Annotated in this window: 13 protein-coding genes; 2 read left to right on the top strand and 11 right to left on the bottom strand. The window is 69.4% G+C overall.

Annotated elements, in window-relative coordinates:
- Positions 1-45 precede the first annotated feature (45 nt).
- The 8 genes from AC07O4_RS20005 to AC07O4_RS19970 all read right to left on the bottom strand — a co-directional run bounded on the left by AC07O4_RS20005 (position 46) and on the right by AC07O4_RS19970 (position 6,128).
- Positions 46-861, bottom strand: coding sequence for a class I SAM-dependent methyltransferase (locus AC07O4_RS20005; RefSeq protein ID WP_159274586.1), 816 nt, complete (start codon positions 859-861; stop codon positions 46-48).
- A 208-nt stretch (positions 862-1,069) separates the two neighbouring features.
- Positions 1,070-1,435, bottom strand: coding sequence for a DUF2845 domain-containing protein (locus tag AC07O4_RS20000; protein ID WP_235944273.1), 366 nt, complete (start codon positions 1,433-1,435; stop codon positions 1,070-1,072).
- Positions 1,436-1,483: 48 nt separating this feature from the next.
- Entirely contained in the window at positions 1,484-1,780 is a 297-nt protein-coding gene (locus AC07O4_RS19995; protein ID WP_159274588.1) for a hypothetical protein, read from the bottom strand.
- A gap of 132 nt (positions 1,781-1,912) precedes the next feature.
- Positions 1,913-2,371, bottom strand: a complete 459-nt coding sequence (locus tag AC07O4_RS19990; protein ID WP_159274589.1) for a chromate resistance protein ChrB domain-containing protein — start codon at positions 2,369-2,371, stop codon at positions 1,913-1,915.
- The gene (locus AC07O4_RS19985; protein WP_159274590.1) at positions 2,368-3,294 is read right to left on the bottom strand and encodes a Fe-Mn family superoxide dismutase; all 927 of its coding nucleotides are present in this window, start codon (positions 3,292-3,294) and stop codon (positions 2,368-2,370) included. The genes AC07O4_RS19990 and AC07O4_RS19985 overlap by 4 nt, the downstream gene beginning before the upstream one ends.
- A 10-nt stretch (positions 3,295-3,304) precedes the next feature.
- On the bottom strand, positions 3,305-4,678 hold the full coding sequence (chrA, locus tag AC07O4_RS19980) for a chromate efflux transporter (RefSeq protein WP_495305440.1): 1,374 nt from the start codon (positions 4,676-4,678) through the stop codon (positions 3,305-3,307).
- A 170-nt stretch (positions 4,679-4,848) separates the two neighbouring features.
- Positions 4,849-5,289 carry a surface-adhesin E family protein gene (locus AC07O4_RS19975; protein WP_159274592.1) on the bottom strand — a complete coding sequence of 147 codons (441 nt, stop codon included), beginning with the start codon at positions 5,287-5,289 and terminating at the stop codon, positions 4,849-4,851.
- 74 nt (positions 5,290-5,363) lie between these two features.
- On the bottom strand, positions 5,364-6,128 hold the full coding sequence (locus tag AC07O4_RS19970; protein WP_159274593.1) for an AraC family transcriptional regulator: 765 nt from the start codon (positions 6,126-6,128) through the stop codon (positions 5,364-5,366).
- A gap of 102 nt (positions 6,129-6,230) precedes the next feature.
- Here AC07O4_RS19970 and AC07O4_RS19965 point away from each other — a divergent pair, with 102 nt between their 5' ends.
- Positions 6,231-7,058: a sulfite exporter TauE/SafE family protein gene (locus AC07O4_RS19965; RefSeq protein WP_159274644.1), complete on the top strand. Its 828-nt coding sequence runs from the start codon at positions 6,231-6,233 to the stop codon at positions 7,056-7,058.
- A gap of 20 nt (positions 7,059-7,078) precedes the next feature.
- Here the strand turns inward: AC07O4_RS19965 and AC07O4_RS19960 are convergent, their stop codons facing one another.
- Both AC07O4_RS19960 and AC07O4_RS19955 read right to left on the bottom strand, forming a co-directional pair.
- The gene (locus tag AC07O4_RS19960; RefSeq protein ID WP_495305439.1) at positions 7,079-8,731 is read right to left on the bottom strand and encodes an ankyrin repeat domain-containing protein; all 1,653 of its coding nucleotides are present in this window, start codon (positions 8,729-8,731) and stop codon (positions 7,079-7,081) included.
- Between the two features lie 176 nt (positions 8,732-8,907).
- Complete coding sequence (locus AC07O4_RS19955) at positions 8,908-9,546, bottom strand: class I SAM-dependent methyltransferase (RefSeq protein ID WP_495305438.1); 639 nt, start codon at positions 9,544-9,546, stop codon at positions 8,908-8,910.
- A 136-nt stretch (positions 9,547-9,682) separates the two neighbouring features.
- Here AC07O4_RS19955 and AC07O4_RS19950 point away from each other — a divergent pair, with 136 nt between their 5' ends.
- Positions 9,683-10,954, top strand: a complete 1,272-nt coding sequence (locus AC07O4_RS19950) for a M20/M25/M40 family metallo-hydrolase (RefSeq protein WP_062468836.1) — start codon at positions 9,683-9,685, stop codon at positions 10,952-10,954.
- 40 nt (positions 10,955-10,994) lie between these two features.
- Here AC07O4_RS19950 and AC07O4_RS19945 read toward each other — a convergent pair whose 3' ends face one another.
- Entirely contained in the window at positions 10,995-13,310 is a 2,316-nt protein-coding gene (locus AC07O4_RS19945; protein ID WP_495305437.1) for a DUF3300 domain-containing protein, read from the bottom strand.
- Positions 13,311-13,325: the final 15 nt, after the last annotated feature.

The following is a 13,325-nucleotide window of genomic DNA, read 5'->3' as shown; positions in this document are numbered from 1 at the left end:
TGCGAAACCAGGAGGACGGTCCGTCGAATCGCAGGCGATTTGCGTCTACCCCGTCGCCACGATGACGTGCGCCTGGATCTTGCCCGCCACCGGCCCGGTGCCATGCCGGCTGGCAATCGCCTCCTCCGCGCGGTCGGTCGCAAGCTGGAGCAGGCTTGCGTCGCGCGCCTCGATCTCGTTGCGCAACGGCGTGCCCTGGCAGTAGGCCACCGCCACCTCGCGTGCCGAGGGCGAGCGGCTCAGCTTCTCGTGCGTCCGGATCTCGATGTCGGTGAACCCCGCGCGGCGCAGGTCGTCGCGGATCTGTGCGACGTCGTGGTAGCCGTGCGGCGTGCGCGCGAGAAAGCGCGGCGGGTCGTCCGGGAACACGGTGGCGACGGCGCGGGTGACGTCGTCGGCGAAGGCGTTGTCTTCGATGCGGTCCCAGACGCTGAACACGAAGCGCCCGCCGGGTTTCAGCACGCGGCGCGCTTCGCTGTAGCCGGCGACACGGTCCGGGAAGAACATGGCGCCGAACTGGCACAGGACCACATCGAAGGAGGCATTCTCGAACGGCAAAGCGAGCGCGTCGGCCTGCCGCCATTCGATGAGGTTGTCCCTCGCCTGCCGGGTGACGGCGTAGTCGAGCATGGCGGGGTTGAGGTCGGTCACCACGTAGCGCGCACCGGTACCGAGCTGGGGTGCCAGCATCCGCGTGACCGCGCCGCTGCCGGCCGCCGTTTCCAGCACCGCGCCGGGCGAGAACGCAGCGACCAGGGCGGCCGCGTCGACGGCGTAGCCCTCGAAGATCAGGGGGACCATCAGCGTGTCGTAGAACTTCGGGATCGAGCCCGTGAACACCTTGTCGCTTTCGTCGGCCATGGGAACTCCTTGAAAGCTCTGAACAGAGCGGGCCTGCTCCCTTGCTCCAACGAGTCCGTTGCCTGTCTGGGCATGCGTGACGGGGACCATGGGCCATGGTGGCCCTGCCAGGCATCGTCGTCAACGCCGTTGCGCGGGCGTCCTCCCCTGTAGTGGGTACCGGAGATGTTGCCGGGCGTTTCGGGCGCGCTGATCGGTCGCCCCTTCCCTAACGGCCGCGGTCCCCATCGCGCACCGATTCGATCGTGCCGTTGTAGATGCGCACGATGCCGAAGAAGGTGCCCGGCCCGCGGTCGTAGGTCCACTCTTCCATCGGTACGCATTGATTGGCCAGCACCGCCTCGGGGCTGCCCGGCCGATAGGGCGTGAGGACCCAGCCCAGCTGCACCATCGGCACGCAGACCGCCTGCCGGTAGACCGGCTCGCCGCAGGTCTGGAGCAAGGTCGCGGGCGACGCTCCTTTTCCGACGAGGTAGCCGTTGCAGGCGAGGGACTGGGCCGCGGCGGAGCCAGCAGCGAGCAGGGCGGCGGCTGCGATCGACAGCCCCGTGGCCAGGCACGCGAAACGAGTCACGCCCGGCATCGTTGACCCTCTTGAATGCTTCATGCGTTCATCACTCACTCATTCACGAACCAGCTGGGCGTACCGCCAGAGGCCCCAGATCGCGCCGACGGTGATGCCGATGCCCACGCTCCAGCCCGCCGGCACATCGAATCCGAGCGCCAGGATCAGCATCAAGCCGACGCTGACCAGCGCGATGAAAGTCAGCGTGACGAAATCGAAGCGCGCGACCTCGACGGTGTCTTCCGCCACGCTGCGGTTGCGCTGGCCGTGCTTGCGGCGCAGGCCGCGGAACAGCAGGACATCGAGAACGAAATCGAAGATGCCGACGACAAGGTCGGCCAGGATGCTCCACATCGGGACGCTCCATTTGCGGTGACACCCTGGGTTGTCGCTGTGCGCTCAAGGGTCCGACCCGGGTGGTGCGGCGGAGCCGGGCGAAATGTTAGCGCGCTTCCGGCAAGGCAGGCCATCGTCCTCCGACCCGCTTCACGCCGGCATCTTCGGCGGCCAGTTGTGCGTCTCGCCGCGGCCCTCGCTGCACCACGCATACAGCGCGTCGTATATCACCAGCCCATGCTGCAGCATGGCGTGGTCATCGGCGAACACGCGCGACAGGCCCAGCGAGATGGCGTAGAGCCCCGCCGACTGCGGCGTGAGGTCGAGCCGCGAGGTGTCCGCACCGCGCACGATGTCGGCCATCTGGTGCAGCGCAGGCTCGGTGAGCCGGTACTTCGCGAGGAAGGCATCGAAGCTGCAGCGCTCGCCGACGTGGCTCATCTCCACGCCCGGAATGTCGTAGGGCGTGGCGCCGGTGCTTTGCGCCATGGCCAGCACGTCGGCCGGCGGCACGTAGAGAAACTCGGCCTCGCGGTCGATGAAGCGCAGGATCAGCCACGGGCAGGCGATGCGGTCGATCTTCGGGCGTTCGCGGGTGATCCATTTCATGGCGTTGCTCCTGGGTCGGCAGGCTTGGGTTCGAGCGGACGGCCGGCGGCCTGCCAGCCGTCGATGCCGCCGCGCAGATAGCGTGCGTCCAGGCCCGCGGCGCGCAGACGCAGGGCCGTGCTGCGCCCCACCTCGTGGCCGTACACGCAGTAGACGACCAGCGCGCGGTCGGCCGGCAGTTCGGCGGCCCAGCGATCGACCGCCGCCGGGTCGCGCCAGCGGGCACCGGGGAGCATCGACGCGGCCTGCGCGAACACGCCGGCGCGGCGCACGTCGAGCAGCATCGAGCCGGCCACGTCGTCAGCTGTCGCGCCGAAGGGCTCACTGGCGGCGTGCACCGCCTGCTGGTAGCGCGCGTACACCGGGGCCCAGTCGATGTTGGCCATGAAGGCATCGACATACGCACCGGCGGCGGCGCCGTGGTCCAGGTGGTAGGCGTGCTCGTACATGTCCAGCGCCAGCAGCGGCGTGCCGCCTGCCAGCGCATGGGTGTGGTCGGCGGCCCATTGGTTGACCAGCGTGCCCTCGCGCGGCTGGAAGGTGAGCAGCACCCAGCCCGAGCCGCCGCCAAGCGCCTTGCCCATCGCTGCGAATTCCTCGCGCCATCGGTCGACGCTGCCGAAGCTGGCCGCCAGGGCGAGCGCCATGGCGGGCTCCATCGTCCGGCCGTCGCCGCCGAGCGAGGCGAAGTACAGCTCGTGCAGCAGCATCGAGTTGGTGGCGATGAGCTCTTCGCGCTTGAGACCATTGAGTTCGAAGCCGGGCATGGCGGCGAACGATGCCGCAGCGAGCTGCGCGCGGATGGCGTTGAGGCGCTTGACGGCGCCGCCATAGTTGTTCTGGTGATGGCTGTTCAGAAGCTTCTGCGACAAGCCACGCAGCGTGGCGGGGTCGAAGGGCAATGGTTGGGGCCGGGCGTCCATGGGAACTCCTTCAGCGCGGCAGGGCAGACAGCCACGTGAGCGCCAGCCCGATGGCCGCGCAGGCACCGAGCAGCGGCATCACGCCGACCTTGAAGCGGAACAGGGCGATGGCCGCGGCCACGGCCATCACCGCCGAGATCGCGTCGAAGCGGCCCGCGAAGCCATGCGGCCAGAGCACGTGGTACGCGAAGAACAGCGCCAGGTTCAGGATCACGCCCACCACCGCCGCGGTGATCGCCGACAGCGGCGCCGTGAAGCCCAGCCTGCCGTGCGTGGCCTCGATGGCAGGCCCGCCGGCCAGGATGAAGATGAATGAGGGCAGGAAGGTGAAGAAGGTGACGACCGTCGCGGCCAGTGCGCCGCCGAAGAACAGCGAGTCGGGCCCCAGCACCTGCGTCAGCCAGCCGCCGACGAAGCCGACGAAGGCCACGACCATGATGAGCGGCCCCGGCGTGGTTTCTCCCAGCGCCAGCCCGTCGATCATCTGCGCGCCCGAGAGCCAGTGGTACTGCTCGACGGCCCCCTGGTACACGTAGGGCAGCACGGCATAGGCGCCGCCGAAGGTCAGCAGCGCGGCCTTGGTGAAGAACCCACCCATCTGCGTGAGCGTGCCGTGCAGGCCCTGGGTCGCCACGAGCACGCCCATGGCCAGCAGCCACAGGCCCAGGCCGATGCCCAGGATCTTCAGCAGGTGCGCGCGGGAAAAGCGCGCGTGCGCCGGCGTGGGCGTGTCGTCGTCGATCAGCGCCGGGCCGTAGTGCTGCTGCGCGCTGCCATGGCCGCCGCCGAGCGCGAACACCTCGGGCGCCCGTCGCGCGCCGAAGTGGCCGATGAGGCCGGCCGCCAGCACGATCGCCGGAAACGGCGTGTCGAACGCGAAGATGGCGACGAAGGCCGCGGCGGCGATGCCCCACATCCACCGGTTCTTCAACGCGCGGCTGCCGATGCGGTGCGCCGCATGCAGCACCAGCGCGGTGACGGCGGGCTTGATGCCATAGAAGATGCCGGCCACTACGGGCACGTTGCCGAAGCGCAGGTAGACCCACGACAGCGCGATGAGGATGAACAGCGAGGGCAGCACGAACAGGGCGCCGGCCACGAGGCCGCCGCGCGTGCGGTGCATGAGCCAGCCGATGTAGGTGGCCAGCTGCTGCGCCTCGGGGCCGGGCAGCAGCATGCAGAAGTTCAGCGCATGCAGGAAGCGCTTCTCGCTGATCCAGCGCCGCCGCTCGACCAGCTCCGCATGCATGATCGCGATCTGCCCGGCGGGCCCGCCGAAGCTGATGAAGCCGAGCTTGAGCCAGAAGCGAAGCGCTTCGGCAAAGGAAATGGGGGCAGGGGGCGCAGGAAGCGCAGAGGGGGCGTCAGGCAAGGCGGTGTCCACGGAAAACTCCGTTGAGGGTCACCAGCGCTTGGACGGGACACCGTCTTGCTTTGCAGCGCGGGAGGCTGTTTTCCCGCGGAAGGGCATCGTAGCAGCGGCCGTTCCTGCTGGCAACGCAGGGCCCTCAGGCCCTCTTCACGTTGCTGGAAAGCGCCCGTGCGTCTTTTTGGTCAGCGCACCTGCGCGCACACGCGCTTGAACACGATGCCGCTCACCGTGGTCGGGCCGCCCACGGCCTTCCACTCGCTGCGCCAGGCGAGGTCGATGTCGTGCACTTCCAACGGCCCGTTGTGGCTCACGACGCGGCGCATCTTTTCACGCCGGCCCTTGCAGTCGTAGTCGTAGAGATAGCGCGAGGTGCGAAACGGGGTCTTGCCCACGTCGGTCTGCAGTTCGTCGTAGCGGTAGAGCGTCCACGCTTCCACGGCATCGCCATGCGGCTTGACCGAATCGCGCTGCAGCAGCACCTGCTTGCGAGGGGTGGTGGCGATCTCGGTCCAGGTGTCGGCGGCGTGTGTGGGAACTGCAGCCAGCAAGGTCGCAGCAGCGCAGGCGGATGCGACGAGGTGGCATGCCAGCACGGCGCGGTGCTTGGGCAGACGAGGCTTCATTGGTTTCACTCCCTGTGAATCGGTGGCAAGCAGGCGAAGAATGCCATGCATCGCCGCGGGCGAGAAACTGCGCCTCAGGCCGCGATGAACGCCGAAGGCTTCTGCCCGAGCCGCTTGCGGAACATGGTGGAGAAGGCGCCCGGGTTGTCGTAGCCCAGCTGAAGCGCCACCGCGGTCACCGGCCGGCCCGTTGCCAGCTGGGCCATGGCCGAGAGCAGGCAGGCCTGGCTGCGCCATTCGGCGAACGCCATCCCGGTGTGCTGGCGGAAGAACCGGCTGAAGGTGCGTTCGCTCTGGTGCAGCTGCTGCGCCCAGGCCAGGGGCGAGGTGCGCACGTCGGGCGCGTGCAGGAAGGCGATGCACAGCGCCGCCAGCCGCGGCTCGCCCGGCAGCGGCGCGAAGAAGGGCAGGGCCGCCGCGCGGCCGACTTCTTTCAGCACCAGCGACATCAACAGGCCGTCGCGGCCGCGTTCGTCGTACAGCGCCGGCACGTCGATGGCCTCGATCAGCAGCTGCCGCAGCAGTGGCGACACGGCCAGCACTTCGCACTGCGGACCGCCGCGCGGCACAGCGGCCGGCTCGATGTAGAGGCTGCGCGTGCTGACGCCCACCATCCGCACCCGGTGCGGCTTGCCGGCCGGAATCCAGACGCCGCTGTGCGGCGGCACGACCCAGGCGCCGTCGTCCGTGCCCACCTCCATCAGCCCGGTCGCGCCGTAGAGAAACTGGGCGCGGCGGTGGCTGTGCATTTCGAGCAGTGTGCCGGGCGCGTAGTCGGTGCCGATGGCCAGCACGGCGCGGGGCGTGGGGTCGAGGGTGTCGAGGGACTGGTTGCGCACGGCAGCGGATTCATGGGTTGGCCGGAACGCAAATATTGTTGACCGAACATCGCAAGCGCGCCAGCCCCTCGGACTCTAGCCTCGAGGCTTCTTTCCGTGTCGATGGAGTGCCTTGTGTCGTTGTATGTGATGTTGGTGGTGTGTGGATGCCTGACGGGCGTCACCACCGTGCTGTTCGGTTTCGGCGGTGGATTCGTCGTGGTCCCGTTGCTCTACCAGTTGCTGTCCCAGCTGAATGCGGCCGACAGCGCCGTCGGGCAGTCGGCCATGCAGATCGCGGTGGCCACCTCCACCTGCGTGATGGTCTTCGGCGCGTTGCTGGCCACGTGGCGGCATCAGCGTGCAGGAACGCTGGACTGGTCGCACATCAGGCCGCTGCTGGGCGTCATCGGTGCCGGTGCGGTGCTGGGTGCGCTGGCCGCCACTGCTGTCCACGGGGAATGGCTGCGCTGGGCGTTTGCGGCGTACCTCGCGCTGACCATCGTGGACTGCTGGCTGCGCCCCGGCTTTCTTTCGCCGGCCGTGGCGGGCAAGGCTGCGCCCTCTCTCACGGCCACGGCGCTGTCGGGCCTGGCGATCGGCTGGATTGCTGCCTTCCTTGGCGTCGGCGGCAGCGTGATGACGGTGCCGCTCATGCGCCGTCGCGGCATCGAGATGAGCCGCGCGACGGCCATGGCCAACCCGCTGTCCCTGCCGGTGGCGCTGGCGGGCACGGCCACCTACGTGGCCCTGTCCGCCACCTCGACGCCGGCGTTCGGGCCGTGGCACGTCGGGTATGTCGACGTGCGCGCGGCGGCGGCGCTCGTGGTGGGTTCGTGGATCGGCATCCGCGTCGCCGCGCTGTGGATCGGGCGCATTCCGGACCGCGTCCACGCCAAGGTCTACCTGGCCTTGTTGATCGCGGTGTTCGGGGCGATGGTGGTGCGCTGAGCGCGCGGCACCGTCCCGCTTCACGCCATCGATGCGCCCAGCAGAAAGTCGGTGACCTCGTCCGAGAACACGCTGCGCCGCGCACCGATGAGCACGCCGTTCGCGTCCTGCGGGTCGGGCCGCGCGGGAGGCATGCCGTGGGCCACCAAAGCCTGGGCGCAGCCGACCCAGTCGCCGCCTTCGACGGGCTCGTTGAGCGAGGCCCACGACAAGGAGCCGCAGGCGTTGTCACCGAAGCCGTGCGGCGCCTGCCAGTCGGCACCGTGGTCGAGCAGAAACCGGGTGAGCGCCGCATCGCCGCAGAACACGGCATGGTTGAGAGCCGAGGCGTCCCAGTCGCCGCCACGGACTTCGAGTGGCCAGCCGAGCGTGACCATCGCCTTCACAGCGTCGCTGCAGCCTTGGGCGGCGAGCTCGGGCAGCAGGCGAAGCTGCGTGGGGTCGAGCGCGCCGATGAGGCCAGCGTGCTGCGCTTGCAGCTTGCGCGCCGTGGCTTCGTCGCCGCGCGCGCATGCGGCGATGAAGGCCTCGCTGGTGGGGAGTGGCGCGGGGTCGCCGCTCGCGGCCTGCAGCAGCTGCGCGACCTCGGTCAGTCCGAAGCGCAGGGCGACGGTGTGCGCGGGCGTGCCGTCTTGCGTGAACACGTTGGGGTGCGCGCCAGCGGCCAGCAAGGCCTCGATGTGCGCCGGTGAACGGCGGCGGCGAAGGGCCCACATCAGCGGCGAACCCCAGTCCGAGATGGGCGAGCCCTGCGGCGGTTCGTTCGCGTCGCCGCCGTGTGCGAGCAGGAGGCGCAGCGTCTGGACGTCGTCCAGGTCGAGCACCCGGTACAGCGCGTTGGAACCCGTCACGCGCGCGCCGGCTTCCAGCAGCAGCTTCGTGCAGGCGGGCTGGTCCAGCGAGTGATACAGCGATTCGCCGTCGTTCGGGTCAGCCCCGGCGTCGAGCAGCAGCTTGGTCAGTTCGGGGTCGTGGTTCTGGCCGGCCGCACCGTACAGCGCGGACAGCCGCTCGGTGTCGGCAGGCGCTTCGAGCGATGCGGGAGGCCAGCGGTTGCCGGCCGATTGATCGGGGGACGCGCCGGCGTCGAGCAGGAACTTCGCGCACGCGTGCAGGCGTTCGCGATGGCCCGGCAGTCGCATCAGGCCGGAATGCGTGACGGCGACCAGCGGTGGCAGTTGCAGCGGGCCGCCCGCGCGATGGACCCACTCCGGGTCTTGCGCGGTGGCGTGGCGCAGTGCGGCTTCATCGCCGATGGCGCAGGCCACCCAAGGGTCGCCAGCCGCCGTAAGGGCAGGGTTCTCGTCGCGCATGCGCAAGGCCGCCGCAGGCCGTGCGCGGTTCGTGCCGCCGGCGATGTCGCCCGCGTACACGAGGCGCAGCCAATGGAGCACTGCTTGGGCCGGGTCATCGGCCTGTGCCCTGCGGGCAAGGACAAAGCCCTGCAGGTCGGCCCACGAGGCGAAGCCGTACTCGCGCGCCACGCACGACTGCGCATCGTGCAGGCGCAAGCCTTGGGCTGCGAGGGCGGCATCGGTCTTGCCCGACGCAGCCGGCAAGGCGCTACGAAACCGGTGAAAGGCCTCGGGGTCGTTGCTTCGGTAGAGCGCCAGCAGTTCCTTGGCTTGCTTCTTCAGGTGGCCGATGTCGGGCCGGGCGGGAATGCGCTTCATGGAAACCTCCGTGCATCAGGCGCCGATGACCCGCAAATCCGGCTGCACAAAAGGCTGTGGATCGTCATGAAGAAGGCAAGTGGGTTCAACCCTTCCCGCGGGCCCGGGCGCGGCTTGCACCGCGGCTCGGATGGTAGCGGATCGGGGTAGGGCGACGCCGTGCGCCGAAGTGCAGGTCACCGCTTGCGTTCCACGATGAAGGGGCGGTTCTCGCCACCCTTCGTCGCGTGGTTCTCGCTCGCAAGGACCTCGAAGCCGGCCACCTGCAGATGCGCCCCGAGCTGCGCCGCCCGGAACACGCCGGCATGCGGCGCCAGCCCGATCGCGCGCATCGCGGGCAGCAAGGCCAGCCGCAGCAGCGGGGTCATGTCGCCGAGGCAGGGCGTCTTGGAAACGAACAGGCCCTGCGGCGCGAGCAGGGCGTGGATGCGGCGCAGCGTGCCGGGCAGGTCGCGCACCAGGTGGAGGTAGTTGAACCCCAGCACGCCGTCGAAGGGGCCTTCGCCCGGTGCCAGCGTCTCGGCGGTCGCCACGCGGAACGCCAGGCCGGGGACCGGGGCGGCGGCGTGCTTCTCTTCGGCGATGGCGATCATGCCGTCGGCGATGTCCGTCGCCAGGTACGCGCGAACGTGGCCCGCCAGGCGCAGGGCCGTCGTGCCGGTGCCGCAGCCCAGCTCGAGCACGCGCGCGTCGGGCTTGAACAGGGCGCGGGTCCGCTCGAGCGTGCGCGCGTAGCCGGCCTCGTCCGCGATGGCGCTCTTCGCGTAGCGGCGCGAGCTGCGGTCCCAGAATCTGGCGTCGTTCGCTAGGCTCATGGTCTTCGATGCGCGGTGTGTGGAAGGGTGCGGCGCACTGTAAACCGCCGCCCGGGCGCTGTCGCCGATTTGCGCCGCTTCGCCCGCCATGTCGCTATGCTGGCGCCCGCCAATCACTCCAGGAAAAGAGACTCTCATGACCATGCGTACCTCGTCTTTCTTCTCCCTGCGTTCCGTCGCCCTGGCCTGCGGCCTGGCGCTGGGCGCCGTGGCCACCGCGCAGGCGGCGCCCGATGCGAAGCTGCTCGCCGCTGCCGAGAAGGCGCAGCCCGCCGTCATCGACAACCTGAAGGAGATGGTGTCCATCGAGTCGGGCAGCCTGAACGTCGAGGGCCTGATGAAGATGGCCGACGTGATCGAAGGGCGCCTGAAGGCGGCCGGCTTCAAGACCGAGCGCCGCAAGGCCTCGGCCGGCGCGGGCGCCGACATCGTCATCGGCACGATCAAGGGCACGGGCAAGCGCAAGATCATGCTGCAGGGCCACATGGACACGGTGTACGCGCCGGGCATCCTGAACAGCCAGCCTTACAAGGTGGACGGCAACCGCATCTACGGCCCCGGCATCGCCGACGACAAGGGCGGCCTCGCGGTGATGATGGCGTCGCTCAAGATCCTGGCCGACGCGGGCTGGCGTGACTACGACACGCTCACCGTGCTCGTGAACCCCGACGAAGAGGTGGGCTCGGTGGGTTCGGGCGAACTGATCGCCACCACGGCCGACCTGCACGACACCGTGCTGTCCTTCGAGCCGACGGCCGCCAAGGCCGTGGCCAAGGGCGAGTCGCTGCTGCTTGGCGCGGCGGGCATCGCACAGGCCACGCTCGAGGTGAAGGGCCGTGCGGCGCACGCCGGCGCCGCGCCCGAGCTGGGCCGCAACGCGCTGTACGAGCTGTCGTACCAGATGCTGCAGACCAAGGACCTGGCCAAGGACATCCCCGGCGTGACGCTGAACTGGACCGTGGCGCGCGCCACCGGCCCGATCAACCAGATCACCGAGAAGGCGCAGGCGCTGGGCGACATCCGCATCACGCAGCCCGGCGCCGAGAAGAAACTCACCGAGGCGCTGCAGGCCAAGATCGCCAGCGGCAAGCTGATTCCCGATACCGAGACCACGGTGAAGGTCGAGGTGGGCCGCCCGGCCTTCGTCGCGGGCGCCAAGGGCCGCGCGCTGGCCGAGAAGGCACAGGCGATCTACAAGGAGCTCGACCGCGAACTGGCGCTGACGCCGATGACCGGCGGCGGCACCGACGCGGGCTTCGCGGGCCGCTCGGGCAAGGCCACGGTGGTCGAGAGCTTCGGCCTCGCGGGCTTCGGCTACCACGCGCGCGACGAGTACATCGAGGTCGACTCGATCGTGCCGCGCCTGTACCTCGTGACGCGGCTGCTGACCGAGATCGGCAAGAACTGAGTTTGTAGCGCGCAGTGAACCCGCGGCAGGGGCCGCGGGTTCACTGCGGTGCGTTGGGATCGCCCGGACGGCGGCGATGGGCGGCCGCTGCCGCCGCTGCGGCCTGAGCCTGGGCCTGCTGCTGTTGCGCCTGCTGGCGTTGCATCTGTTCCTGCTGGTGCTGCTGCTGGCGCGCCTGGTTCTGCGCGGCCTGCTGTTGTTGCTGCATCTGCTGGCGCTGCATCTGCTCCTGTTGCTGGCGTTGCTGGGCCTGGGCGGCCTGCTGCTGTTGCATCTGCATCTGGCGCGCCTGTTCCATCTGGGCCTGGCGTTGCTGTTGTGCGGCCTGGGCCTGCGCCTGTTGTTGCTGTTGCAACTGCTGCTGACGACGGGCCTGCTCCTGTTGAGCCTGTTGCTGCATCTGCTGCGCTCGCTGGGCCTGTTCCTGTTGAGCCTGCTGCTGCATCTGCTGCGCGCGCCGGGCCTGTTCCTGCTGCGCCTGCCGTTGCTGTTGCTGGGCGGCCTGGGCCTGCTGCTGTTCCTGCTGGCGACGTAGCTGTTCCTGTTGCGCCTGTTGCTGCTGCATCTGTTGGCGGCGGCCCTGCTCCTGCTGGTCCTGGCGTTGTTGGCGCAATGCCTGTTCCTGTTGCTGCGCCTGCTGCTGGCGACGCGCCTGCTCTTGCTGGGCCTGCTGCTGTTGTTGCTGCTGCATCTGCTGGCGACGGGCTTGGTCCTGCGGGTCCTGGCGTTGACGCAGTGCCTGCTCCTGTTGCGCTTGCTGCTGACGTCGTGCCTGCTCCTGCTGCGCCTGTTGTTGACGTTGCTGGTCCTGCACGGCCTGCTGTTGCTGCATCTGTTGGCGACGGGCCTGCTCCTGCGGGTCTTGCCGCTGACGCAGTGCCTGTTCCTGCTGCGCTTGCTGCTGGCGCCGTGCCTGCTCCTGCTGGGCCTGTTGTTGACGCTGCGGGTCCTGCGTGGCCTGCTGTTGCTGCATCTGCTGGCGACGGGCTTGTTCCTGCTGATCCTGGCGTTGGCGCAGGGCCTGGTCCTGCTGCATCTGCTGCTGACGCCGTGCCTGCTCCTGCTGCGCCTGCTGTTGACGTTGCTGGTTCTGTGCCGCTTGTTGCTGCTGCATCTGCTGGCGTCGTGCCTGCTCCTGCTGGTCCTGGCGCTGGCGCAAGGCCTGTTCCTGCTGCACCTGTTGCTGGCGCCGAGCCTGTTCCTGTTGGGCCTGCTGTTGCTCGCGCAACTGGTTCTGCGCCGCCTGCTGCTGCATCAGCGCTTGTTGTTGCTGCTGCTGGGCACGCGCCTGTTGTTGCAGCTGCTCTTGCTGTTGCGCTGCCTGCCATGCCGCCGCACCGGTCGGCGGGCCGCTGCGATCGCCTGCGTAGTTGTTGTTGTAGACGTTGCGCACGTTGTTGACCACCGTGGTCGAGCGCGACACATACGTGCTGTTGTTGTAGACCACCGCAGGCCGGTAGGCCGGGGGCGGCGGTGCCGCGCGGTCGCGCCAGCGCGGCGCGCCCCAGTTCATGTTCCAGGCGTTCCAGCCCCAGCCGTGGCGCTCCAGTGCCGAGCCGACGATCACGCCGCTGCCGAAGGCCAGCGCGCCCACCGCGGCCACCTGGCCGGGGCTGTAGCCGGGCTCGACCACCACCGGCGGCGGTGCATAGGCATAGCCGGGGTAGACGGCCACGGGCATGTCGTACACCACCTGCGGGTCGTAGCGCGGCACGTACACCACGTCGGGCTGCACGGGCTCGATGGTGATGAGTTCGTCGGGCGGCTCGATCACCAGGGGGCCCGCGTACATCGGCTGCATGTCGGGCGCGGGCGTGTAGTTGGGCGGCGTCGCGGCGCGCGCCACGCGCAGCTTGTCGTTGTTCTTGAGGCGGCCGGCCTTCGATGCGCGCTGGCGCATCACCTGGATCGCGTTCATCACGTCGGCCGGGTCGTTGTAGTAGGCCTTGCCCAGCGAGGTGGTCCACGCGATGTTGCCGGCCATCTGGTCCATCACGGGCCGGAACGCGGTGAGCGACTTCACGCTCGGGTCCCACGGCTGCTGGTTGGCGGCGTCGGCGAGCGGGCCGGCCTTGAGTGTGGGGTTCTGCTGCAGCCAGCCGTGGGCCGCGGTGATCTGATCGGGGTAGGTGGCACCGGCCAGGATCTGCGCGACGAGCTTGTCGGGGTACAGCGCGATGGGCGCGACCAACTGGTAGAGCTGTTCGGCCGAAGGCGGTGTGTAGGCGGCCGGCACCGGCGCGGCGACGGGCGCGGGGGCTGGTGCCTGGGTGGCCGGTGCTTCAGCGGCGGGAGGTGGTGGTGCGGGCTTGTCGCAGCCTGCAACGAACAACGCTGCGACGCACAGCGAAGCCATGAGGCGCCGCTGAAG

It is taken from the genome of Variovorax sp. GW821-FHT09D04 (assembly GCF_059416405.1).
Note: the sequence above shows the minus strand (reverse complement) of the source record. Positions and strands in the feature narration are given on the sequence as shown.